General features: G+C 42.3%; 27 protein-coding genes and 1 pseudogene. 11 read left to right on the forward strand and 17 right to left on the reverse strand.

Going from position 1 to position 24716, the window contains the following annotated elements; genetic code table 11:
* A pseudogene (locus FTV12_RS06670) lies at positions 1–112 on the forward strand (IS982 family transposase); the annotation flags it as partial.
* A gap of 97 nt (positions 113–209) precedes the next feature.
* On the opposite strand, the gene FTV12_RS06675 reads toward FTV12_RS06670, so the two are convergent.
* Positions 210–1004 carry a nitroreductase family protein gene (locus tag FTV12_RS06675; protein WP_166138362.1) on the reverse strand — a complete coding sequence of 265 codons (795 nt, stop codon included), beginning with the start codon at positions 1002–1004 and terminating at the stop codon, positions 210–212.
* A gap of 73 nt (positions 1005–1077) precedes the next feature.
* Complete coding sequence (locus FTV12_RS06680; protein ID WP_180033798.1) at positions 1078–1878, reverse strand: enoyl-CoA hydratase; 801 nt, start codon at positions 1876–1878, stop codon at positions 1078–1080.
* 101 nt (positions 1879–1979) lie between these two features.
* On the opposite strand from FTV12_RS06680, the gene FTV12_RS06685 reads away from it, so the two are divergent.
* Both FTV12_RS06685 and FTV12_RS06690 read left to right on the forward strand, forming a co-directional pair.
* Positions 1980–2549, forward strand: coding sequence for a nicotinate-nicotinamide nucleotide adenylyltransferase (locus FTV12_RS06685; RefSeq protein ID WP_004784571.1), 570 nt, complete (start codon positions 1980–1982; stop codon positions 2547–2549).
* Positions 2550–2596: 47 nt separating this feature from the next.
* The gene (locus FTV12_RS06690; RefSeq protein ID WP_180033799.1) at positions 2597–3160 is read left to right on the forward strand and encodes a YceI family protein; all 564 of its coding nucleotides are present in this window, start codon (positions 2597–2599) and stop codon (positions 3158–3160) included.
* A gap of 46 nt (positions 3161–3206) precedes the next feature.
* Here FTV12_RS06690 and FTV12_RS06695 read toward each other — a convergent pair whose 3' ends face one another.
* Positions 3207–4109, reverse strand: a complete 903-nt coding sequence (locus tag FTV12_RS06695; RefSeq protein ID WP_180033800.1) for a LysR family transcriptional regulator ArgP — start codon at positions 4107–4109, stop codon at positions 3207–3209.
* A 107-nt stretch (positions 4110–4216) separates the two neighbouring features.
* On the opposite strand from FTV12_RS06695, the gene FTV12_RS06700 reads away from it, so the two are divergent.
* Positions 4217–4816 carry a LysE/ArgO family amino acid transporter gene (locus FTV12_RS06700; RefSeq protein WP_166138351.1) on the forward strand — a complete coding sequence of 200 codons (600 nt, stop codon included), beginning with the start codon at positions 4217–4219 and terminating at the stop codon, positions 4814–4816.
* Positions 4817–4892: 76 nt separating this feature from the next.
* Here the strand turns inward: FTV12_RS06700 and FTV12_RS06705 are convergent, their stop codons facing one another.
* The 5 genes from FTV12_RS06705 to dapD form a co-directional block, all read right to left on the reverse strand.
* Positions 4893–5351: a peroxiredoxin gene (locus FTV12_RS06705; protein WP_180033801.1), complete on the reverse strand. Its 459-nt coding sequence runs from the start codon at positions 5349–5351 to the stop codon at positions 4893–4895.
* Positions 5352–5431: 80 nt separating this feature from the next.
* Positions 5432–5893: a hypothetical protein gene (locus FTV12_RS06710; protein ID WP_034171206.1), complete on the reverse strand. Its 462-nt coding sequence runs from the start codon at positions 5891–5893 to the stop codon at positions 5432–5434.
* A gap of 27 nt (positions 5894–5920) precedes the next feature.
* The gene (gene queC / locus FTV12_RS06715; RefSeq protein ID WP_034704975.1) at positions 5921–6589 is read right to left on the reverse strand and encodes a 7-cyano-7-deazaguanine synthase QueC; all 669 of its coding nucleotides are present in this window, start codon (positions 6587–6589) and stop codon (positions 5921–5923) included.
* A 33-nt stretch (positions 6590–6622) separates the two neighbouring features.
* Entirely contained in the window at positions 6623–7333 is a 711-nt protein-coding gene (gene queE, locus FTV12_RS06720; RefSeq protein WP_180033802.1) for a 7-carboxy-7-deazaguanine synthase QueE, read from the reverse strand.
* A gap of 131 nt (positions 7334–7464) precedes the next feature.
* Complete coding sequence (gene dapD / locus FTV12_RS06725; RefSeq protein ID WP_004784553.1) at positions 7465–8286, reverse strand: 2,3,4,5-tetrahydropyridine-2,6-dicarboxylate N-succinyltransferase; 822 nt, start codon at positions 8284–8286, stop codon at positions 7465–7467.
* Positions 8287–8585: 299 nt separating this feature from the next.
* Here dapD and carO point away from each other — a divergent pair, with 299 nt between their 5' ends.
* Positions 8586–9311 carry an ornithine uptake porin CarO gene (gene carO, locus FTV12_RS06730; RefSeq protein WP_180033803.1) on the forward strand — a complete coding sequence of 242 codons (726 nt, stop codon included), beginning with the start codon at positions 8586–8588 and terminating at the stop codon, positions 9309–9311.
* A 59-nt stretch (positions 9312–9370) separates the two neighbouring features.
* Here the strand turns inward: carO and FTV12_RS06735 are convergent, their stop codons facing one another.
* The 8 genes from FTV12_RS06735 to FTV12_RS06770 all read right to left on the reverse strand — a co-directional run bounded on the left by FTV12_RS06735 (position 9371) and on the right by FTV12_RS06770 (position 17386).
* Entirely contained in the window at positions 9371–10573 is a 1203-nt protein-coding gene (locus FTV12_RS06735) for an outer membrane protein transport protein (RefSeq protein ID WP_373687225.1), read from the reverse strand.
* Between the two features lie 118 nt (positions 10574–10691).
* Positions 10692–11615: a CysB family HTH-type transcriptional regulator gene (locus tag FTV12_RS06740; RefSeq protein WP_179992692.1), complete on the reverse strand. Its 924-nt coding sequence runs from the start codon at positions 11613–11615 to the stop codon at positions 10692–10694.
* 52 nt (positions 11616–11667) lie between these two features.
* Entirely contained in the window at positions 11668–12729 is a 1062-nt protein-coding gene (locus FTV12_RS06745) for a sulfate/molybdate ABC transporter ATP-binding protein (RefSeq protein WP_180033805.1), read from the reverse strand.
* Between the two features lie 11 nt (positions 12730–12740).
* On the reverse strand, positions 12741–13634 hold the full coding sequence (cysW, locus tag FTV12_RS06750; RefSeq protein ID WP_004784540.1) for a sulfate ABC transporter permease subunit CysW: 894 nt from the start codon (positions 13632–13634) through the stop codon (positions 12741–12743).
* Positions 13631–14464: a sulfate ABC transporter permease subunit CysT gene (gene cysT, locus FTV12_RS06755; protein WP_004784537.1), complete on the reverse strand. Its 834-nt coding sequence runs from the start codon at positions 14462–14464 to the stop codon at positions 13631–13633. Before cysT ends, cysW begins: the two co-directional genes overlap by 4 nt.
* A gap of 86 nt (positions 14465–14550) precedes the next feature.
* Positions 14551–15156: an alpha/beta hydrolase gene (locus FTV12_RS06760; RefSeq protein ID WP_166138339.1), complete on the reverse strand. Its 606-nt coding sequence runs from the start codon at positions 15154–15156 to the stop codon at positions 14551–14553.
* 20 nt (positions 15157–15176) lie between these two features.
* Positions 15177–16202, reverse strand: a complete 1026-nt coding sequence (locus FTV12_RS06765) for a sulfate ABC transporter substrate-binding protein (RefSeq protein ID WP_166138336.1) — start codon at positions 16200–16202, stop codon at positions 15177–15179.
* A gap of 173 nt (positions 16203–16375) precedes the next feature.
* Positions 16376–17386, reverse strand: coding sequence for a sulfate ABC transporter substrate-binding protein (locus FTV12_RS06770; protein WP_180033806.1), 1011 nt, complete (start codon positions 17384–17386; stop codon positions 16376–16378).
* Positions 17387–17547: 161 nt separating this feature from the next.
* Here FTV12_RS06770 and pabC point away from each other — a divergent pair, with 161 nt between their 5' ends.
* The 4 genes from pabC (at position 17548) to FTV12_RS06790 (ending at position 20557) form a co-directional block, all read left to right on the forward strand.
* Entirely contained in the window at positions 17548–18363 is an 816-nt protein-coding gene (gene pabC / locus FTV12_RS06775) for an aminodeoxychorismate lyase (RefSeq protein WP_166138330.1), read from the forward strand.
* A 1-nt stretch (position 18364) separates the two neighbouring features.
* The gene (mltG, locus tag FTV12_RS06780) at positions 18365–19423 is read left to right on the forward strand and encodes an endolytic transglycosylase MltG (protein WP_166138328.1); all 1059 of its coding nucleotides are present in this window, start codon (positions 18365–18367) and stop codon (positions 19421–19423) included.
* Positions 19424–19425: 2 nt separating this feature from the next.
* The gene (gene tmk, locus FTV12_RS06785) at positions 19426–20025 is read left to right on the forward strand and encodes a dTMP kinase (RefSeq protein WP_125279347.1); all 600 of its coding nucleotides are present in this window, start codon (positions 19426–19428) and stop codon (positions 20023–20025) included.
* Positions 20026–20116: 91 nt separating this feature from the next.
* Complete coding sequence (locus tag FTV12_RS06790) at positions 20117–20557, forward strand: PaaI family thioesterase (protein WP_171521877.1); 441 nt, start codon at positions 20117–20119, stop codon at positions 20555–20557.
* 118 nt (positions 20558–20675) lie between these two features.
* On the opposite strand, the gene nadB is transcribed toward FTV12_RS06790, so the two are convergent.
* On the reverse strand, positions 20676–22304 hold the full coding sequence (gene nadB, locus FTV12_RS06795; protein WP_166138322.1) for an L-aspartate oxidase: 1629 nt from the start codon (positions 22302–22304) through the stop codon (positions 20676–20678).
* 236 nt (positions 22305–22540) lie between these two features.
* Between nadB and FTV12_RS06800 the strand changes: the two genes are divergently transcribed.
* Both FTV12_RS06800 and FTV12_RS06805 read left to right on the forward strand, forming a co-directional pair.
* Entirely contained in the window at positions 22541–23926 is a 1386-nt protein-coding gene (locus FTV12_RS06800; protein ID WP_125279350.1) for a Do family serine endopeptidase, read from the forward strand.
* A 124-nt stretch (positions 23927–24050) separates the two neighbouring features.
* Positions 24051–24536: a thioesterase family protein gene (locus FTV12_RS06805; protein ID WP_166138319.1), complete on the forward strand. Its 486-nt coding sequence runs from the start codon at positions 24051–24053 to the stop codon at positions 24534–24536.
* The last annotated feature ends 180 nt before the right edge of the window (positions 24537–24716 follow it).

Raw genomic sequence — 24716 nt, forward strand, 5'->3', positions numbered from 1 at the left:
CAAAGCACGTAGTGTTCATGGATTTCTAGGAGGGATTTACGCGTCCTTGTGTGCATATCAACTGATCCATAAAAATAAGCCAACAATTCAAATTATGAAGTCATCGGCTTAAGCAGGATTCGGGTTAATATACTTAATTAAGCGACATCCATGTCATCAAATATTAAGTAAATTAATATTCTTAAATCCTTTAAATACTATTTTTAAACTCAAACCTTCTGAATAAACAGCTCTCGATCAAAACGATACTGCGGGAAGAACACGCCATCTTTGGCACGTTCACCAGCACCAATCACCATCACCGGATATTGCTGATCATTCAGGTCCAGAATTTCACGAACCATTGGTTCATCGAAGCCTTCCATCATACAGCTATCAAAACCATAAGCACGTAAAGCCAGTACCAGATTTTCACATGCTAGTGCTGTGGTTTTACTTGCCCAAAGTTTCGCATCAGCAGGGCTAAATGCAGACACTGGCATTTGTTTATCGAGTGTACGTGCTACTTTGAAAGCAACTTTCTTAAAGTTACCAAAGGCATTCAAATAACCGGTCTTGTAGTTGTATGGAATGTACTTATAGTACTTTTTAATGGCTGGTGGAGCCTCAGGAAATGGAAACTCGCTGATATTCAGTTTAGCCATTTCATCTACACGGTCAGTACGTGCCACACAGACAATCAGTTCTGAAGCCGTTTTAGCAGCAAGCTGGCTCATACATGCTTTAACCAGACGTTTTTTCTTGGAGGGGTTTTGCACCACATAAAATGTCCACGGCTGCAGGTTTGAAGAGTTTGGTGCCAGCAAGGCCAAATCCAGACAGGCATCGAGAACCTCGGCAGGAATTGGCTTTTTAGTGAATTTACGTACAGAACGTCGGCTTTCGATGACCTTTCGGAAATTGTCTACATCAATATCCTGAGGTGCAGGTTCGTAGTAACGTTTCTTTTCAGGATTTGAACTATCGGTTGTTTGAGAAGTCGTTTGGGAGTTTTCATTAGTCATAAGCTAGATTCTTTCAAAAAAATAAAAGATTGAGGCAGTCTAAACTGCCTCAATTAAAAGATAAGTTTCAGAATTAGTTGAATTGTGTGAAATCAGGTTTCCGTTTTTGCATAAAGGCCTGAACAGCTTCTGTCATTTCAGGTGAACCGACACGTTTCATAAATATCTCAGCTTCATCATCAATACATTCGATAATTTCAGCCAGATTATGTTTCATTAATGCTTTGGTCTGCTTAATGGAAGCAAGTGGTAAAGCAGCCAAAGTTTGTGCCTGTTTTTCAGCAGCAGCATAGACATCTTCCTCAATGCTATTTACCAGACCTGCGCCCAATGCTTTTTCACTATTAAACCGTTGTGCCGTAAGCAATAGCTCAGCCGCTTTATGATAGCCAGCTTGTTGTACTAACAGCTTACTTGAAGCACCTTCAGGAGACAGGCCAAGACTAACAAATGGAATCTGGAACAGGGCAGTATTGTCACTATAAACCAGATCAGCATGCAGCAGAATCGTTACCCCGATCCCAATCGCAACGCCACGAACAGCTGCAATTAAAGGCTTGGAAAATTTTGCAGCAGACTTCAACAGGACAAAAGGAGGGGTATCGCCAGCCTTAGCTTGCAGAGGTGTCTGAATAAACTTCATGAAGTCCTGCATGTCATTGCCGGCACTAAAGTCTGCATCCTGACCACGTAGAATCACGACACGCACACTACTATCCTGATCTGCTTCATCCAGCGCCTGTGCGATCCATAGATATAGTTCGCCGTAAAGCGCATTTTTTGCCTCAGGGCGGTGAATGGCTAAGGTCAATACGCCATGGTCTAAATTCGCATTTAAATGCTGATGCGGTTGTTGAATACAGCTCAGTGTCATCGTACTATCCTTGCTTTATTAATATGAATTTATTGGCGCTTATTATGTCGCAAAAAATTCCCTGCGGCATAACTGATGCGTTCATAAAAGTAAGATGTGCTATGAAGTATAAATTTGATTACCTGGTGTTTATTGGTCGTTTTCAACCTTTCCATCTGGCCCATATGCAAACGATTAAAATTGCCTTGCAGCAGAGCCAGCAGGTGATTCTGGCATTAGGCTCAGCACAGCAAGAACGTAATATTAAAAATCCATTTCTGGCCACTGAACGTGAAGAAATGATCCTGTCGAATTTTTCTGAAGCAGATCAGAAACGGATTAAATTTGTCCATGTCATTGATGTCTATAATGATGAAAAATGGCAAAAACTGGTGAAATCGCTGGTGTCTGAAGTAGTTGAAGCAGAAGCAAAAGTTGGTCTAATTGGACACTTTAAAGATGAATCTTCTTATTATTTAAGTTTGTTCCCGGAATGGGAAATGGTGGAACTGGATAGCTTGGTTGGCGCTATATCCGCCACTCCTTTACGTGAAGCGTATTATCGCGGTGAAGTGGTGGAATCGGCTTTTCCTTTAGGCACCAGTGAGTTTTTACATAAATTTAAAAATAATGAGATTTATCAACAATTGGTCAACAAGTTTGAACTAAATGATAAAACAAATCTGGGCTAAAACCGTTTTAAGGTAGTGAGTTCATTTGATTGTTAAGGATGAACACAATGAATCTATTCCTGAAAAATATAGCTTATGCGGGTGCTCTATCTGCTATATGTATATCGGCTGCGTATGCTAAAAGCTGGACATTGACGCCTCAAAGTAGTGTCGGCTTTAGCATTAACTCCTTGGGTTTGAATGTGGTAAAGGGAAATTTTCAAGAGTTCAAGGCAACCATGCAGTTTGATCCCGATCGGCCACAACAGTCATCTACTGAGTTCACTATGCAGGTGGATAGCCTGGAGGTTTCCAAGCCCAGCCTTAAAAATATGATTATGGGTGAGGACCTGTTTCATGCATCGCGCTATAAAACAGTCAATTTCAAAAGTACCCAGTTTAAGCCAAATGGTACGAATCGTTATCAGGTCATGGGTCAACTCACTCTAAGAGGGGTTACTCGACCAGTAGTTTTCGATACCACTCTGACACCGAACAAGGGTAATCCTAATCTACTCGATGTGAAATCAACCACGGTAATTAATCGCTCAGATTTTGGGATGAAGAAAGCCACTGCAGGCGTGGGTGAAAAAGTTAATATTCACCTAATGGGACAGTGGAAAACCCAATAATCTGATATTCAATTTCTGTGAATTCGGCAGGACATCATAGAACTGCTTATTGAATTGGATTATTCATACATTGTTCTGCCTGTTCCAGAATGACTTTGGTTAACTGTTTTAGAGCGGGAGACTGCTGTTTCCAGTGATGCCAATATAAAGGTACATCACAACAGCATTCAGGCAGTATTTCGATCAGTGTCCCATTTTGAATCCGGTCCGCAATTTGATAGTCCGGCACCAAACCATATCCTAATCCTGAAAAAATAGCATCCGCAAAGGCGGTCGAGGAGGGGATATAGTGAAAAGGAAAACATTGCTGGTTTAAACCAAATTGAGCTAACAGTAGATGGCTATGTAAATGATCCTGATCATTATAAATTACAGCAGGTGCCTTACGCAGTGATTCCCGGTGAATGCCTTGTTTAAACCAGGAATGCACAAAAGCAGGTGTTGCGACCATTCTATAATGCATCTGCCCGATAAAATGAGCCTTACAGCCCGGCATGGCTTCACTCTCACTGCTAATGCAGGCATTGACTTGACCCTGCTCCAGAAGCTTATGAGTTTCACTTTGAACAGCGACCTGAAGATTCAAAGTGATTTTCTCTGCAAGCAGGGTGGTGTTCAGACAGGGAAATAACCAGGTCGCGAGTGAATCTGCATTTACCGCAATATGAATCGAGCTGAATTCTGCTTTATTTTGACCATTTAATTGCTGGATCAATTGCTGCTGTAACAGGCGTTGATGCTGCAAATAATTCAGTAAGGTTTGACCAGCATTGGTCACTTTACAAGGACGCTCACGTAGCACCAAAACTTGCCCCAAATCTCTTTCCAGATTTTGCACTCTTAAAGTGACTGCCGAAGCCGTTATATTTAATAATTTTGCGGCAGCATCAAAACTTTGGGTTTCTGCAACAGCCAGAAAAGCATCACAGTTTTTAGAATTAAGTGGCATAGCTTACCTAAATAAAATTTAGTCTAAATGATATTTTCTTAATTATATTTAATTGAAAAGAATAACATAGATAATGATCCCCATCTTTATAATTCCATGATATTCCAATGTTAAATGCATATATACAAGGTCTTGCAGTAGGCTTTAGCCTGATTATTGCCATTGGTGCACAAAATGCTTTTGTATTGAAGCAGGGCTTGAAACAGCAGTATGTCTTTGCGATCTGTATGTGTTGTGCCTTATCTGATGCAATATTAATTTTTGCCGGTGTTTTGGGGTTTTCACAATTGATGCTGGTCAATCCGCACTGGATCAATATGGCGAAATATCTGGGTGCAACTTTTCTGGCGATCTATGGCGCTCAGCATTTTTATCAGGCCTGGAAGAATGAGCAGCGTCTGGACACAGATCAAAAAGATGTGCCTTCTTTATATAAAGTTTTGCTGATCTGTTTGATGCTGACCTGGCTCAATCCGCATGTTTATCTGGATGCACTGGTCTTGATTGGTTCCATCTCCACCCAATATTCCAATGCGCAGATACAATTTGCCTTAGGAGCGATTAGTGCGTCCTTTGTATTCTTTTTTGGACTGGGCTATGCAGCACGTTATTTGCAACCTATTTTTCAGCGTCCAAAAGCCTGGAAAATACTGGATGTACTCATTGGCTGTGTAATGTGGTCAATTGCAGTTTCTTTAGTCAACTGAATTATTCTTTGCAGCAACTCTAAAGAAAAAGGCATGATATTTCTGATCATACCTTTTTTTGATTTTATAAAAGACCTTAAGCAGTCTGTAAAGCTTTCAAATCTTCTAAAACCTGTTCAGCATGGCCAGCAGCTTTCACCTTACGGTATTCTTTGACCAGTTTGCCATTATGGAAAATGAAGGTAGAGCGTTCAATGCCCATGACTTTCTTGCCATACATATTCTTTTCTTTAATGACATCAAAGTGTTTGCATAACACTTCCTCTTTATCACTGATCAGATTGATAGTCAGATTCTGTTTTTCAGTAAAGTTCTGGTGCGCTTTAACCGAATCACGTGATACGCCCAGAATAGTCGTATTGAGTGCATCGAACTGATCTTTTAAACAAGAGAAACCGACTGCCTGAGTAGTACAGCCAGGTGTCGAATCTTTAGGATAAAAATAGATAACCAGCCATTCTGCATTTAATTGGGCTAGATTAATTTCACCTGTAGTGGTTGAAAAAGTGTGCTCAGGTAAGCTGATCTCAGACATGGTCTCTCCAATTTTTCTAAATTTTTTCAAAAAAATAAGCCACATTATAGTGGCTTATTCTAGAAAAACATCCGTCAGGATTATTTCTTTTGAGCGGCTTTATTGGCTTCTGCAGCAAGTGAATTTAATTTACCTGCGAGCTGTGGGCCTACACAAGACTGCACATTCTGGCTTTGTTTTTTAACAAAGTCTAAAGTTGCAGGGTTTTTCTTCTGGTTAATGGTGCTTTGAATCTGCCATTTCTGAGCTTGAGTCAATTTACCTTCTGCATCTACTTCACATGTACAAAGCTTATTCACATCAGACTGAGTCAGTTTTTTGTACTTCACTGCCTGTTTGTATGGAATAGCACAGGCTTTAATTAAACCGTCACGTACATTTGAACTGCTTCCAGCATTTTTCATGGCAGTTGTGTATTCTTTTTTCATTGCCTCAAATTCTGCTTTTGCCTTAGCTTGATCATTATTTGCAAAAGATGCAGTTGAAAATAGGGCAGACAAAGAGAGTAGGCTAGTCGCAAGTAATTTGGCTTTAATATTCATAATATGGATTTATAACCTTGATCGATTTTAAAGGTAATAACGTGTCGGGTCTTCAACACCTGCATCAGCAAAACCTTGCTTGCGTAAACGACAACTGTCACATGTTCCACACGCACGTCCTTGGTCATCTGCTTGGTAGCAAGATACCGTTTGACTGTAGTCTACGCCATGTTCTAGGCCTAAGCGAATGATATTTGCTTTGGATAAATGTAACAAAGGTGTTTCAAATTTCAGGGCCTGACCTTCGACACCAACCTTGGTTGCAAGGCGTGCCATGTTGGCAAAAGCTTCGATAAATTCCGGGCGACAGTCTGGATAACCTGAATAATCCACCGCATTAATCCCGATCACAATTGCCTCAGCACCGAACACTTCTGCAGCAGCCAAAGCATAAGATAAGAAGATGGTATTTCGTGCAGGCACATAGGTTACCGGAATACCTTCCTGCAATTGGTCTGGTACCTCAATGCTATGATCAGTAAGGGCTGAGCCGCCCAGGTTACCTAAATCAATATTGATGACACGATGTTCTACACCCGAGCGTTGAGCCAGCGCACGAGCTGCATCAAGTTCTGTAGTAGAGCGTTGGCCATACATAAAACTTAGTGCGATACATTCATAGCGTGCCTGCGCCCAAGCCAGACAGGTTGTTGAATCTAATCCGCCAGATAACAATACAATGGCACGAGGGCGCATAACAAATACTCCAATATAGTAAATTTACAAAAATTAACGACCAGTTTCATCATTCCATAACAACTTGTGCAGCTGCAGCTGGAAACGAACAGGGAGATGGTCTTCTAAAATCCATTGAGCCAGATCACGTGCCAATTGTGGCAAGCGCGCAGCTCCTTTTTCAACTGCAAATGCAGGGGAGAACCAGACCGTACTGACTTTTTCATTCAACTGGTACTGTTCTACCTGCTGTTTTGACCATTCATAATCTTCACGATTACAGATCACAAACTTAATCTGGTCATGCTGAGTTAAATGATCCAGATTTGTAAGCAAATTTCGTGCAACTTCACCTGAAGTTGGTGTTTTTAAATCCAGAACTTTAGATACCCGTGCATCCACTTTAGAAACATCTAACGCACCGCTGGTTTCTAAAGAGACTTCACAGCCTAAATCTGCAAGTCGCTGCATCAGGGGCAGGGCGTTCGGCTGCGCTAATGGTTCACCACCGGTCACACACACATAAGGCGTTTTAAAATCAAGCGTGGTCTGAATGATGTTATCTAAAGATTTGCGCTCGCCACCTTCAAAAGAATAGGTAGTATCGCAATAGGTACAGCGCAGTGGACATCCGGTTAAGCGAATAAATACGGTCGGTAAACCTGCAGTATTGGCTTCACCTTGTAATGAATAGAAGATCTCCGTAATGCGTAAGCCCGCAGACGGATCAGAAACTGGAATTGCGGAAGATCGAAGCGTATTCATAACAACATTAACCACTGAAAAATAAATAACAATGTATAAAAATAAAAATCCCTACGATCATTGCTGACCGTAGAGACGAGGAGCGGTTGAAGCTCCGAGGAACACAAATGTACCCTCTAAGTTAAGACATCTTAGTCTTCGCGTAGCAGATCGTTCAGGCTAGTTTTAGCACGAGTTTTCGCATCTACTTTTTTCACGATTACAGCTGCATATAAGCTGTATTTACCGCATTTAGATGGCAGGCTGCCTGATACCACAACAGAACCAGCAGGTACGCGACCATAATGAATTTCGCCAGTTTCACGGTCATAAATCTTGGTAGATTGACCAATGAATACGCCCATTGAAATGACAGAACCTTCTTCAACGATTACGCCTTCAACGATTTCAGAACGTGCACCGATGAAACAGTTATCTTCAATAATAGTTGGATTAGCTTGAAGCGGTTCAAGAACACCACCGATCCCTACACCACCAGACAAGTGAACATTTTTACCAATTTGAGCACATGAACCTACAGTTGCCCAAGTATCAACCATCGTACCTTCATCTACATAAGCACCGATGTTCACATAAGAAGGCATCAGTACCACGTTTTTCGCCTGGAAAGAACCTTTACGCGCTACCGCCGGAGGAACAACACGTACGCCAGCAGCTTTAAACTGCTCGTCAGTCCAGTCAGAGAATTTAGTATCTACTTTGTCGTAGAAGCGAAGATCACAAGCTTCCATTGGTTTGTTATCGTTTAATTTAAATGATAACAATACCGCTTTCTTAATCCATTGATGAACAACCCATTCACCTTCGATTTTTTCAGCAACACGTAAAGTACCATTGTCCAGGCCAGCAATTACTTCCTCAACTGCTTGACGGATTTCAGCAGGACAGTCTGCTGCTGTGAAATTCGCACGGTCTTCAAACGCTTGTTCAATGATTGTTGAAAGCTGAGACATGATCTTCCTTCCAGAAAAAAATTTCCGATATTTTACACTATATTGCTCTAAAAAGATGGAAAACTAGGAAGGGTGCTGAATTAAATTCGCAAGTAAAGTGATTAGTATCCTTTTCGTATTTTAGATATGTACAAACATTGTTTAAAAAAGGCTTATCATTCAACAAGAAAAATTAATATGTATCAAAAAATAACAAAAGCTCAGCAAAACACGAATAAAAAATATTCATTGACTCCTTTATATTGAGCTCATCACGAATAACTAATGATGAAAAAAAAGTTCTTTTGAGGAGAGAAATAATGAAAGCTTTATATCAACTTTTAGCAGTATCCGTTCTAGCTGCCACAGCTGGATCTGTCATGGCTGCTGATGAAACAATTGTAACAGATGAAGGCGTAGCTGAATTCTCTTTCTTTAAACCTGCAGCTGTTCGTGCTGAAGTCGGTACTACCGGTTATGGTGGCGCGATCTCTTGGAATGCTAACCCTTATGTAGGTGTTACTTTAGGTTATAACGGTGGTGATATTTCTTGGTCAGATGATTTATCAGTTAATGGAACAAAATATGACCTGGATATGGACAATAACCTGACTTACTTAAATGCTGAAATTCGTCCTTGGGCGAACTGGTTCTATATGGCAGCAGGTGTGGCTTATATCGATAATGATTATGGTCTACGTGGTCGTCCTGGCACAGATGGGGAAATCAGAATTGATGGTTCTACATTTGGAGCAGATGTAGGTGATGTAGTAGGTAGTTTATCTTATAAAAATAATATCGCACCTTATGTAGGCCTTGGCTTCTCTCCAGCAATTACTAATCGTTGGGGGGTATTCGGTGAAATTGGTGCATATTATAACGGTAACCCAACTGTAGAATTATATAATACAGGTAGTCAGGTAGCAGAAAGTGTAAATGGCCGTCCAATTACAGATGCAATTGATGCTGAAAGAGAAAAAATTCGTACAGACAATAAATACGAATGGCTTCCAGTAGCAAAATTGGGTGTAAGCTTCCGCTTCTAAATCATAGCTGCTTAACCAAATAAAAAACGAGCTTCGGCTCGTTTTTTATTTATTAAAAGCTATTGAAAATGATAGCCCAACTTTATACCGACCACCCAAACATCGTTATCATCTACTGCGGATAAGCCCACGAACTGGGGTATAGCAGCGTTTGTATCTGTTTTAGGCTTCTGGAATTTTAAATAATACAGTCCTGTAGCAATATCCCAGTGTTTTTGAAAATTCTGAAAATAGCCCAAACCCACTCCCCAATAACCATTACTCGAATTCAAGGTAGAAGCTGGATTTCCCGTACCTGAGTCCCATAAGATTTCAAAAGAATTAATCATAGAAGAAGGCCATTGATGTGCGATTCCAAGTTTGGCTGACCATTGATCCTCCTGATAATCGATCATCTTGATATCTTTTACTTCAGGAAACTCCAAAGCGGCATAATCAATCACTGCACCGAATTTCGGTGGTTGAATGACGAAATCTTGCCAATTTACCCAGCGTAAACTCGCATAAAAAATATTCTGAGGGGGAAGTCCGCTCTGAATATCTAAATTAATAGATTGAGGTGTTTGTACTTTCGTAAAGCTTGACGACGTAGGTATACCGACTGTAATTGATTCTGTGGTTTCCAGTTGATGGTTTATGGCTGAACGATAAGTTAACGCTGTTCTAAAGAAATACTCAGGAATTTGATAGCTTATTCCAGCGAGCCAACCCCAGGCAGCATTTTGTTCAAGCTGAACGTGATAACCATTAAAGACCGAAAAAGATTCACCTACCAAACTTAGATTACCTTCTAAGGTCTGATAACTCAGTCCTGCATAGAGATTCCAGTTTCGATCAGGCTGATATCCAAGAATGGAAGTCAGATTATGACTATCAAACTCAATATCGGCTGTTTCAATCTCTGTAGGCTTACCTGCAAAAATTGGACTATATTGATATGCAACATCCACATGGAAGGGCTGATCGTAAATGAGTCCCCAAGAGATCTGTGGGTGAAGCTGTAATTTTAATGCCGCATTGGCAACCAGCTGATTATTCGCAAGTTGACCCGTGGAAAAATCCTGAATACCTAATTGTTCTAATAATTTGGTATGCTGCACCTGACCGCTGACATTGGGATTTGTCCAGGCAAATGACACTTCGGCATAATGATCCTTTTCAAAAAAGGACTGGATGGTTTGATTGGATTGCTCAAAAGCTGCTGCAAAACTTGTCCCGGAAAAAATCAGTCCACATCCCAAGAGGGAAAATCTGTAGCTCATCATTAATATAATTTATTGAATTATACTGTAATTATGCTTGATTTTTAATGAAATAATCTACTGTTAAAATTAAAAAAAGAGGCAATACGCCTCTTCAATTTAGAAAGCATAATCCATATTATTCATCTGGATAAGCCACTTTTTTAAGTGCCTTGATGTCTGCATCTGGTGAGCATAAAGAAATAAACTCATAACCATAACCACGTAATAAGTGGCCTTTACGTACGGCGATCCAGGTAGTATTTACTCCGAAAATATCGGTTTTAATCTGTTTCAGACGATAGTCACGTTCTGGATCATAAGCCAGATCATTGACAATGCCGACACCCATGTTGAGCTCGACATAAGTTTTAATCACATCGGCATCCAGAGCTGACATGACAATATCAACATCTACACCGGCTTCTTCAAAGGCTGAGTCGATTTTAGAACGGCCTGTGAAACCACCATGATAAGTAATAATCGGATAGCCAGCGAGGTCTTCAATACGTATCTGTTCTTTGCTATTTAGCGGGTGATTTTGCGGCGTAATAATACTGTGCTGCCAGTTATAATAAGGCACACTCGCCAGATTTTCTTCAGTCGTTAAGGCTTCAGTCGCAATCCCGATATCTGCTTCACCCTGAAGTAGCATTTCAGTAATTTCCATTGGACTGGCTTGTTGCAAAATCAGATGAACTTTCGGAAATTCTTTTTTGAACTGATTCACGATCGGCGGTAATACATAACGTGCTTGGGTATGCGTCGTTGCAATCGTTAATGTACCTTCATCGACCTTGTTAAAGTCATCTGCAAGACGTTTAATATTGTCTGCATCAACCAGCATACGTTCTACAATACCAAGAAGTGCCTGACCTGGTTCAGTCAGTCCTAATAGGCGTTTACCTTTACGGATAAATAGCTGTACACCAAGCTCATCTTCTAAATCTTTAATATGCTTACTGACACCTGACTGCGAAGTGTAAAGCGCGGCTGAAGCTTCAGTTAAGTTAAAATTCTGTCTAACAGTTTCTCGAATAATTCTTAATTGTTGGAAATTCATAATTCTTTACCCTATAAGAGGATGGGGCATTTTAAAGCCCCATCTTGCAGTCTTACGCGACCTGGTTTTCAAATAAATGCAGATTTAATGCACTCAACCAAACAGTTTGATCCGGACGGAATTGATGAGCGCGGGCTTCTTCTGGTGTCAGTGAAATTTCAATCAGATTGCCTTGGCGGTCATTCAATTCTGCAACGACTTTTCCTGCAATCCAGAGTTCACGAATAAACGTGGCCTGAATCGCATTCTCTTGTGGTTGGGCATGAATACGCAGTTCATCCGGGCGAGCGAAGACAATGACATTACCCTGAGCTGCCTGATTGGCGGCATCGAACTGGATACGGTCTTCACCTAGCTGAAGTATGCCGCCATTATTCTGGCCTTCGAAGCGGTTGGCTTGTCCCAGGAAGTCAAACACGAATGGTGTTTTCGGTGTTTCATACACTTCACGTGGTGAACCGATCTGTTCCACATTACCTTTGTTCATCACCACGATCTGATCAGCAACTTCTAAGGCTTCTTCCTGATCGTGAGTGACGAAAATTGAAGTAATGTGCAGTTCATCATGCAGGGTACGTAACCAGCGGCGCAGTTCTTTACGGACTTTGGCATCTAGCGCGCCGAACGGTTCATCCAGTAACAGTACACGTGGCTCAACGGCTAGTGCACGAGCCAAAGCAATACGCTGACGCTGACCACCAGAAAGCTGAGCCGGGTAACGGTCTGCTAGGAAACCTAACTGAACCAGATCAAGCAAACGAGTCACGCGTTTTTTAATTTCTGCTTCCGATGGACGAGTAGAGCGTGGACGGACACGCAGACCAAAAGCCACGTTATCGAATACGGTCATGTGACGGAACAGGGCATAGTGCTGGAATACAAAACCCACTTCACGTTCACGAACGTGAACATTGGTTGCATCCTGACCTTCCAGAATCACCTGACCACCGTCAGCAGATTCCAGACCTGCAATGATACGCAATAGGGTAGTTTTACCACAGCCTGACGGGCCGAGCAGGGCAACCAGCTGACCATCCGGGAAATCCAGAGAAATGTTTTTCAGTGCATGGAATGCACCAAAGTGTTTTTCAATATTTTTAACTTGAATACTCATGTGGGCATTCCTTAAGAAACTGTTGAATCGTCATTACGTTTGTCTTGTTTTTCCTGGCGCAGTTCGACCCAGGTTTTCAGAACCAGAGTCACAATTGCGAGGAGAGCCAGGAGCGATGACACGGCAAACGCAGCGCTAAAGGTATATTCGTTATATAGAATTTCGACGTGTAGCGGCAAAGTATTGGTTTCACCACGAATATGGCCAGAAACCACTGATACTGCACCGAACTCACCCATGGCGCGGGCATTACACAGAATTACGCCGTAAATCAGACCCCATTTGATATTTGGCAGGGTCACTTTCCAGAAGGTTTGCCAGCCAGATGCACCGAGTACAATCGCAGCTTCTTCTTCTTCAGTACCTTGCGCTTCCATTAAAGGGATCAGCTCACGTGCTACAAAAGGTACGGTAATGAAGATCGTTGCTAGAACAATCGCAGGAACGGCGTAAAGGATCTTGATGTCATTATCCATCAACCAGCCACCCATCCAGCCTTGAGTACCGAAAATCAGTACCAGCATCAAACCTGCAATAACAGGTGATACCGAGAAAGGCATATCGATAATGGTGGTTAAAATTGACTTACCAGGGAAGTTAAACTTCGCTACTGACCAGGCTGCAGCTACGCCGAATATTACATTCATTGGTACCGCGATCACAGCCGTTAGTAAAGTCAGTTTGACCGCAGATAAAGTATCTGGATGAACAAGGGCTTGCGTATATACGCCAACCCCTTGTTTAAATGCTTCAACAAAGACCAGAACCAAAGGCAGGATCAGGCAGCTTAAAAAGAAGATCAGTGCAATCGCAATCAGGGTATAACGTACCCAGGTCGGCTCACGAGTCGCATCGCGGGATTGCAGCTTTTCAGCCAGCGCATTGCTGTTGGTATTTAAACTCATCGTGCAGTTCTCCCGGTACGGCGGCTCGCCCAAGCTTGCAATAAGTTAATCAGGAAGAGCATTACAAAGGAAATGAGCAGCATCACTACAGCAATTGTGGTCGCACCTGCATAGTCATATTCTTCCAGACGGGAAATAATCATTAAGGGTGCAATTTCAGTTTCAAAAGGCTGGTTACCCGCAATGAAAATGACCGAACCATATTCACCGACACCACGTGCAAAAGCCAATGCAAAACCTGTGATCAGTGCTGGCAGTAGAATCGGGAAAATAACTTTAGTGACGATCTGAAAACGGTTCGCACCGAGTGCAGATGCTGCTTCTTCCAGTTCAGTTTCTAAATCAGAAAGAACTGGCTGTACCGTACGGACCACAAAAGGAATACCGATAAAAATCAAGGCCAGGGTAATACCGATCGGGGTATAAGCCACCTTGATGCCGATGGGATCCAGATATTGACCAATCCAGCCCGTCGGTGCATATAAAGAAGTCAGAGCAATACCGGCAACTGCAGTTGGCAGGGCAAAAGGCAGATCGACCAGTGCATCGACAATACGTTTGCCCGGAAAGCTATAACGCACCAGACACCATGCCAGTAACAGGCCAAAAACTACATTAATCAAAGCAGCGATAATGGCTGAACTAAAGCTTAGCTGTAATGATTTCAAGATACGTTCAGAGCTCAGGATTTCCCATAAGCCTTCCCAGCCAATGCCGAGTGATTTAATAAAAACGGCAGAGAGCGGGATCAGAACGATTAATGACAAATACGCTAGGGTAAAGCCTAGAGAAAGACCAAATCCTGGCAGCACTCGGGATCGCTGCGACATGATTACTCCTCAAAAGAGAGAATGCTGGTTAAAGTTAACCAGCGAAAATTAGAAAATAGAATCGGCACAAGCATAATTTGCAGGGACTAAAATGCAAATTTAAAATAATACTTGCTCTCATCAACTTTGCTGATATGGTGCATAGCCTTTTCTGAAATCAAATATTGTTCAATTTCAGGGAAAGAACCAAAACCGGAAGCAACATTGACATGGCCTACAGCTCCCAGATTAATCGGTTTGATCTTCCAGGCTTTCGCCAGAACCTGAGCATCTTCAAAACTTAGCCATGGATCATTTTCACTGATCAACAAAGTCGTTGGAGCCTGAATCTTGAGCTGCTGAAAATAGGCGCTGTAATCCATCTGGCTATCACGGGAAAAACCATTTTCCCCAAAACGTGCCGGATTGGCAGGTGCAACCAGAACCAGATTTTTGACTTTAGTATTCAGTTCAGGATACTGGGCCAGTGCTGCCACGCTGGTCAAACAGCCAAAGCTATGTGCCACAATTTGTACATCATCTGGAATGGCTTGCAGGGTTTTAACAAATTCTGCGACCCATACATCCAGTACCGGATGATTCCAGTCTTTTTGCTGCACCCGGGAGCAACGCATGAGCCGGTGTTGCAGGCAGGTTTGCCAGTGATTGTATTCACTGCCACCTACACCGGGAACAATAAGCGTATGAGTCATGTCGATGCTCCTGTATGAAATCAGCTTAAATTATTTTTTGCGCTGTTAGCTTTAACGATCTGGTCAAAAACACCACCATTTTCAAAGTGGGCTTTCTGTACTTTATCCCAGCCACCAAACTCCTGATCAATAGTCACCAGTTTTAATGGCTTAAAGACTTGGCTATATTTCGCCAGTATTTTTTCATTACGTGGGCGATAGAAGTTACGTGCTGAGATTTCCTGACCCAGTGGTGAGTAAAGGAAGTTTAAATAACCTTGTGCCAAGTATTTGTTGCCTTTTTTATTGGCATTCTTTTCAACAATCGCCACGGGTGGCTCAGCCAGAATTGACAGGGAAGGAGTCACAATTTCAAACTTGCCCGGTTGTTCACGAAGGGCTAAATGTGCTTCATTTTCCCAAGCCAGTAATACGTCACCGATGCCACGTTCAGCAAAAGTGGTAGTTGAACCACGCGCACCTGAATCAAGTACTTTGGTTTGTTTATAGATTTTACGAACAAATTCTTGTGCAGTTTTGTCGTTACCGCCCGGTAAGTGTTTTGCATATGCCCAAGCTGCTAAATAGTTCCAGCGTGCACCGCCTGAGGTTTTAGGATTTGGTGTGATAATCGCTACACCCGGTTTTACCAGATCACCCCAATCCTTGATGCCCTTTGGATTTCCTTTACGTACCAGGAATACAATAGTAGAAGTATATGGTGTTGAGTTTTGTGGTAATTTTTTCTGCCAGTCTGCAGGTAACAGTTTGGCTTTTTCAACCAGTACATCAATGTCAGCGGCTAATGCCAAAGTTACGACATCGGCATCCAGACCATCAATCACGGCACGTGCCTGTTTACCTGAACCGCCATGTGACTGTTTAAAGTTGATGCTTTGGCCAGTACGGCTTTTCCAGTATTTACCAAATTCTTTGTTGACGTCTTCATAGAGTTCACGCGTCGGATCATAAGAGACATTCAGAAAGTCGCGCGCTGCAGCAGAAAATGAAGTTGCTGAAATAACAGCAGCCAGAACCCCTAGTTTTAGTTTTGTTGAAATGCTCATGTGAACCTCAAACTCTTACACGTTTTGTAACATGAGTGAAGAATAAACCTATTCTTTATGCATAAAAAATAATTAAAAATGAATTTTATATGAAAATATAAGATAAAAGATTTTATAAGTATTTGAAACAACAATAGCCTTATTCAATAAGGCCATTGCATAGACATTTATTATTACGATTTTGTGCTATTTGCCTTTACGATCTGATCAAAGATACCGCCATTGGCAAAGTGTTTTTTCTGTACCTTGTCCCAGCCACCAAACTCTTTATCAATGGTCACCAGCTTCAGCGATTTAAAGACATTGCTGTATTGTTTTAATACTGCCGCATTACGTGGACGGTAGAAATTCTTTGCAGCAACCGTTTGACCCGCAGGTGAGTACAGGTAGTTCAAATAAGCTTTAGCCAGATTTTCATTGCCATCTTTTTTAGCATTCTTTTCAACGATTGCCACTGGTGGCTCAGCCAGAATCGACAAAGAAGGGGTGATGATTTCAAACTTGCCTGGCTGTTCACGAATGGCTAAATGTGCTTCATTTTCCCAAGCCAGCAATACATCACCGATACCACGTTCAGCGAAAGTCGTTGTTGAACCACGTGCACCTGAGTCGAGTACTTTAGTTTGTTTGTAGATCTGGCGAACAAAGTCTTGAGCTTTAGTATCATTACCGCCTGGCTGATGTTTCGCCCAAGCCCAAGCTGCTAAATAGTTCCAGCGCGCGCCACCAGAAGTTTTCGGATTTGGCGTAATGATTTCTACGCCCGGTTTCACCAGATCGCCCCAGTCTTTGATGCCTTTAGGATTACCTTTTTTCACCAGGAAAACGATGGTTGAGGTATAAGGTGTCGAGTTTTGCGGGAATTTTTTCTGCCAGTCTTTTGGTAGCAAGCCGCGTGCTGCAATCTCATCGATATCTGCAGCTAGAGCCAAAGTCACGACGTCCGCATCCAGACCATCAATGACAGCACGTGCCTGTTTGCCTGAACCGCCATGTGACTGTTTAAAGTTCACATCCTGACCAGTAGATTTTTTCCAGTAAGCACTGAATTCTTTATTAAAGTTATCGTACAATTCGCGAGTTGGATCATAAGACACGTTTAGGAAGTCTTTTGCAGATACGCTAAAAGCGGTTGCTGAAATAAGTGCTGTCAATACCCCAGTTTTTAATTTACGGATGTTCATATTTGCCTCAAATGTTTCTTTGTTTTGTTGGATGGGGCAAGAATAGCTGGAGATTTTTTGCATAAAAAATAATTAAAAACGAATTTTATGTGAGTAAAACAGATATATAGACAGAGCTTATATTTCATCGCTTTATCCGTCACCAGAGAGGCCTTAAAAGCATGCTGTATTTAAAAAATGCTCAACCCGTCAAAGATATAGATGTGCTGGATCGTGCCTTTCATTATGGTGATGGCTGCTTTACTACCGCGCGCATCCGTCGAAATCGGATCGAGTTAGCAGACCGTCATCTAGCCCGTTTAAGGATGAGCCAGCAAAAAATAAGTTTGCAGGCTGATCTGGACCTGATTGAAAAAAGTTTGCAAGCGTTATTGAAATCAGAAGATGAATTGAACGGCACCTTAAAGATTGTACTGAGTCGTGGTATAGGACAGCGTGGTTATAGCCTGCCAGAGCATCCGGCAGATCTTTGGGTGTTCTATTATCCGAAAACTGTACAGGACTTCAGTTATGAGCAGATTCAGACAGGTGTATTGCAACAGGCTATTGGTCTCAATATGCCAAATCTGGTGGGGCTAAAAACCTTAAACCGTCTGGAACAGGTGTTGCTTAAACAGGAAGCGGATCTGCATGGCTGGCCGGAAGCACTGGTAACTGATGTGCAGGGCACGATTGTTGAAGGGGTGAGCAGTAATTGCTTCATTCGTATAAACAATACATGGATTACACCAGAACTTCGTTATAATGGCGTCTTCGGTGTGATGCGTGCAGAAATTTTGCAACGTATGCATGATCAGGGCATTATCTGTCAGCAGCGTGATGTGGAAATGGATGAAATTCCCCATATCGACAGCCTGTTTTTCTGCAATGCGCTCAGTCCGATGAAAATTGCCACTCAATTTGAGCAGCGTGCTTTAAATGTAGATGCTTGTATTGAACTTTTTAACCGTCTTCGATTGAATCAGATGCCTTATTAATATGTCAGCTTCCAAGTCTAAAACCAAAAAGAAAAATAATGCCAAACGCCCTGGTTTCATGAAAGGGATAGTTTTATTTCTAATCGGGATACTCTTGGTTCTAGGGTTGATCCTGAAAGCTAGCCTATGGAAAGATTATCCTGTAGAAGGTCAAAAACAGTTACTGGCAATTAGTAACGGTGAAACCTATTCTGGATTTATTGATCGGCTGGCCAAAGAAAATTATGTCAGCTTTCCGATTATTTTAAAGCTGTATCAGCGCATCATGATTCATGACACCATGAAGGCGGGTGTTTATGAAATTCCTCAAGGTATGAGTATCCGTGCAGTGCTGGACATGATTTCCAATGCAGAAAATGCTCAGATGAACCGGATTCTGGTCATCGAAGGCACGACCTTTAAACAGCTGATTGATGCCTTAAAGAAAGATGATCTGGTGACTAAAGAAGTGGTGAATTTGCCAACCGATCAATTGCTCAAAGAACTTAATATTCCATTCAATCATCCTGAAGGTCTGTTCGCTCCAGATACCTATTTCTTTGCCAAAGGCGAAACGGATCGCAAGATTCTGACTGATCTTTATCAGCGCCAGATGAAGTCTCTGGATCAGGCTTGGGAAAAACGTGCTTCAGATCTGCCATATCAGAATAAATATGAAGCGCTGATCATGGCATCGATCATTGAAAAAGAAACCAGTCTGGATAGCGAGTTACAACAGGTGTCTGGCGTATTTGTGCGCCGTTTGAAAATTGGCATGCGTCTACAGACAGATCCAACCGTGATTTATGGTATGGGTGAGAATTACAAAGGTAATATCACCCGTCAGGATTTGCGCACTCCAACACCATATAATACCTATACTATGGCTGGCTTACCACCAACACCGATTGCCTTGCCAAGCAAAAAGGCCATTGAAGCAGCGATGCATCCGGACAATTCACAAAATATTTATTTTGTTGCAACGGGTAATGGTGGGCATAAATTCAGCAGCAGTCTGCAAGACCACAATAGAGCAGTGCAAGAATATCTCTCTGTTTTACGTTCAAAAAATAAGGAATGAGCATGTTTATCAGCTTTGAAGGCACTGAGGGTGTAGGGAAAACCACACTCATTCGTCGTATCTATGATGATTTTATTGCTCAAGGTAAAGAGGTCGTGCTGACCCGCGAACCGGGCGGTACGCCAATGGCAGAACAGATCCGTTCACTGTTGTTGGCCGTAAACCATGAAGAAGCGATGTGCCATGATACAGAGTTATTGTTGATGTATGCGGCACGAGCCCAGCATCTGGCACAAGTGATTTTACCCGCTTTAAATGCTGGAAAAATTGTCTTATGTGATCGCTTCAGTGATGCCAGTTTTGCCTATCAATGTGCAGGACGTGGACTCAGTGAAGACAAGCTGAATCTGTTAAATCAAAATTTTGTGGAACGTATGCCAGATATTACGTTCTGGCTGGATGCACCGATTGAACTGGGTATGAATCGCGCTCGTGCCCGAGGTGCGCTGGATCGGTTTGAGCAAGAGAAAGTTACTTTCTTTGAGAAAGTTCGCGCTGGATATGCAACACTATGCCAGCGTCATCCAGAGCGGATTAAATGTCTGGATGCAACTCAAACACCGGATCAGGTGTTTGAACAGGCGCTGTCTTATTTAAAATAATTTTATTCTAAAGATATTTTTGGCATACTTTTCTCTAGTTATTTCAAGGAAGAATCTTCTATATTGGAATAAATCAGGAAGATAAAACATGATGAAAAGTACAAGAGAAGAAATCATCCAATTTTTACAGCAGGAATTTCCGCAGAGCCTGGAAAAGTGTCAGATCGAAGCTGTAGTGCCTGAGGGTGCAACCATACTGTATCGAGTCAGTGAACAGGAACTGCGCCCCGGTGGTACGGTATCTGGCCCTACTATGATGACCTTGGCTGATCTGGCTTTATATATCGCGATCCTTGGCGAGATTGGACTGGTTGGCCTAGCAGTGACCACGAACTTGAATATTAATTTTTTGCGTAAACCTTCAGGCGGAGTCGATCTGCGAGGGGAAAGTAAATTGATGAAAGTGGGGAAGGCGCTCATTGTGGGAGAAGTTTGGATTTATTCGATTGATCAGGAAGAGCCGGTTGCCCATGTGACAGCGACCTATTCGGTTCCACCACGTAAAGAACCCATACACTCCTTAAAATGCTGATTAACTCATACAAATCATATGCTTTATTTAAATCCGGATTATTCTAAAAACTTAAAAAAATCACAGCCAAAGAAAAGGCAGATAACATTTAAAAATATGATCTGCCTTATTTATATCTTTAAGCATTCACCAAAGGAGTTTCTACTTCAAAACTTGGTGGAATTAGTACAGTTTTACGTAGTTCAGGCAGCAATTCTGGATAATCCAGGGTGAAATGCAGGCCACGGGATTCTTTACGTTGCATGGCACAACGCACAATCATCTCTGAAACGAGTACCAGATTACGCAGCTCGATCAAGTTTTTGCTCACCTGATAATCCTGATAATACTCGGTAATTTCTTTTTTCAACATCTCAATCCGGTGCAGGGCACGTTCTAGACGTTTAGTCGTGCGGACGATACCGACATAGTTCCACATGGTCTGACGCAGCTCGTCCCAGTTTTGCAGAATAACCACATCTTCATCAGGATTGGTCACCTGAGAATCATCCCATTCTGGTACTTCAGGGATAGCTTGATCTGCCTTGAAATTTTCCTGAATATGTTTGGCAGCACTCATGCCATATACAAAACATTCTAAAAGTGAGTTACTGGCCATGCGGTTAGCACCATGTAAGCCAGTATAGGACGTTTCACCAATGGCATAGAGCCCGACAATATCAGTCTGGCTATTTTCATCTACGACCACACCACCACAGGTATAATGCGCAGCAGGAACCACAGGAATCATTTCCTTAGTGATGTCGATGCCAAGCTCTAGCAGACGTGCATACAGGGTCGGGAAATGTTCCTTGATGAAGCCTTCATCTTTATGGGTAATGTCCAGCCAGACATGACGAATGCCCAGACGTTTAATCTCATAGTCAATTGCACGCGCCACAATATCACGTGGTGCCAGTTCTGCTCGCTCATCAAAGCGCAGCATAAAACGCTCACCATCAGGTAGGCGTAAATACGCGCCTTCACCACGCATAGCTTCTGTAATCAGGAATGAACGGGCTTGTGGATGATATAAACAGGTCGGATGGAACTGGTTGAATTCCATATTGGCAACCCGGCAACCGGCACGATAAGCCATCGCAATCCCATCACCGGTCGCGATATCAGGGTTCGAGGTATAAAGATAGGCTTTCATCGCACCGCCACAAGCCAGAGCAGTAAATGGAGCTAAGAAAGTGTGGACCTGCGCACTTTCTTCATTAAGTGCATATAAACCTAAGGCGCGATTTTTACCATCTAAGCCCAGTTTTTGTGAACAGATCAGATCAATCGCAATATAATTTTCAAAGATGGTAATATTTTCTTTTTCCTGAGCACGCTGTACCAACGTGGTAGAAATGGCACGCCCAGTCGCATCAGCTGCATGAATGATTCGGCGCTGTGAATGGCCGCCTTCACGGGTCAAATGTAATTGTTCCTGCTCATCCAGAGTAAATTGGACGCCGTGTTTCAGCAGAAAATCCACCGAAGGCTTACCACCTTCCACCGTCTGCTTCACCGCATCCATTTCACACAGATGTACACCTGCAATCATGGTGTCATCAATATGCTGTTCAATCGAGTCTGTCTCATCCAGTACTGCTGCAACGCCGCCTTGTGCATAATAGGTACTGGCATCGGTCAGGGTGGATTTGGCAAGAACTGCAATATTAAAATGTTCAGGCAAAGAAAGTGCTAGACTAAGACCGGCACCACCACTGCCCACAATGATCACGTCAAAATGATGGGTAAGGGGAAAATTAGACATGTCCATCAGCTAATTGAAAAAAGTCCGTTAATCAGAGCGCTTTTTTGTACAAAAGGCAAGCGTTTAAGTGCTCATTTATTGATGAAAAAAATTAATAAAAGCTTTAACTTAATGCTTTAGAAAAATTAAAGGTTGCCAACATTCAAGCTTTCGAACATATTGTTACTTAAAATATATGAAGTTTGTGATAAAACCTATTTACATAAATTTATCAACAATTTGGGTGAATAATTTATATGAAAATTCTGGATTTAAAAAAAGGATTATTTGCAGCGACTGTTACCATGAGTGCTGCTCAGTTACAGGCAGTAACACCCGTCGATTTTTCTAACCTGGTTGATCAGGTCAGTCCGGCAGTTGTCAGTGTGAGTGTTGTCAAGAAAATGAGCGAAGAAGAGCTCTTGCAACAACAGGTTCCTGAAATTTTACGCCGTTTCTTTGGTAATCAGGTGATTATTCCGCAGCCACGTGTACCGCAGGAAAAAACCGGATATGGGAGTGCCTTCTTCATTAGTAAGGATGGCTATCTGCTGACCAATCACCACGTAGTTGAAGATGCGTCTAAGGTGACAATTACCTTGAATGATCGTCGGGAAATTGATGCGACAGTCGTAGGAAGCGACGAGCGTACTGACGTCGCTTTATTGAAAGTCAATGGTTCAGGTTTCCCGGAACTGCGTACTGGTGATGTCGATAAATTACGTGTAGGTGAGCCTGTACTAGCAATCGGTTCGCCTTTTGGTTTTGACTACTCCGCTTCTGCCGGCATTGTCAGTGCCAAGATGCGTAATATGATGGGCGAAACCGCAGTCCCATTTATTCAGACTGATGTGGCCCTGAATCCAGGTAACTCGGGTGGACCACTATTTAATCAGCGTGGTGAAGTGGTGGGGGTGAACTCACGAATCTTCAGTGGTACTGGCGGTTATATGGGTCTGTCATTTTCGATTCCCATTGATGTCGCTATGGAAGTCGCTGACCAGCTGAAACGCGATGGTAAGGTGACCCGTTCTTATCTGGGTGTAAGCCTGCAAGATATCGACCGTACTTTGGCTGAATCTTATAAATTATCTAAGCCAGAAGGTTCTTTAATTACTCAGGTGGCACCAAACTCGCCTGCGGCTAAAGCGGGTCTGCAAGCCGGTGATGTGATTTTAAAATACAATGGTACTGATATTTCACGCACTAGCCAGTTGCTGAACTATTTGAACCGTTCTGCGCCTAAACAGCAGATCCAGTTAGAAGTATTACGTGATGATAAACGTCGTAGTATCAATGCAACACTAACGACTGCACCAGATGAAACGCCAGCCAAAGCAGGTAACCAGGCTCAGCCAAATAAAGGTCCGGTATTAGGCGTTACTATTCGTGAATTAAGCCCGGCTGAAAAAGAGCGTTTAGAGATTAAGGGTGGTGTAGTCATTCAGGATGTTCGTAGAGACGGGATCGCAGCTCAGGCACGGATTATGCCCAATGATGTCGTAACTCAAATCAATGGTAAAGCAATCTTGAACAGTAACCAGTTTGTGGAAGCTGTGGCAGATCTAAAAAAAGGCAGTGTTGCCCGTGTCGGTCTGATTCGTCAGGGTCAACGTGCCATTGTCGGGATGCGCATTTCATAAAATAAATGAATCTTCAATAAAAGACCGCTTGTATAGGCGGTTTTTTATTCTTCGCAATTTACCCGAGGCATAATTTCTGTAGACTCTGTACATAGAAAAAATTGCGATAAAGGATTAGAGAAAAGTGACCGGTATTTTTGACCAAGTTTTGAAGGTACAACCTGAACATATTGATCGTCTAGGACATGTGAATAACGTAGTTTATGTGCAGTGGATGCAGGATGTGGCCTCGGCGCATATCGAGCAATTAGGACTCGGTTTAAATGAATATTTGCAACTTAAACATGCCATGGTTGCAGTTGAACATCATGTCCAGTATCGCAAAGCGGCATTTGAAGGGGATGAACTGATTTTAAGAACCTGGTTAAGTGATCTAAATGCCTTGTATTCATTCAGACAGTATGCATTTTATCGTCCGCAGGATCAGAATGTCCTATTTACCGGTAGCACGCAGTGGGCCTGTATCGAAATTGCGTCGGGTCGACCGAAGCGTATGTCGCCAAGTTTTACCCAAGCTTATCAGCCTCTCTCAGACAGTATTAACCCTTATGATTTTTCTACTTTATATTTGAGTGAAGAAGCAAAGGCGATAAGAGAAGAATCAATCTAATAAGGTGATGATATCGAGATTGAATAGAGAGTAGCTACCAAATAGGAGGCAACCCATTTAACAAGCTGTTTTCTTGAAAAAAAGCTGAGGAAAAGAAAATAAAACATAAAGCGGTTACGTATTTAAGATAGGCGAGAGAGAAGAAAGATAATTCTTTTTCTGTATCTCCATTCTGCTATA

Origin of the sequence: Acinetobacter sp. YH12233, assembly GCF_013417725.1 — a bacterium.
In the GTDB taxonomy this organism is placed as follows: Bacteria; Pseudomonadota; Gammaproteobacteria; order Pseudomonadales; family Moraxellaceae; genus Acinetobacter.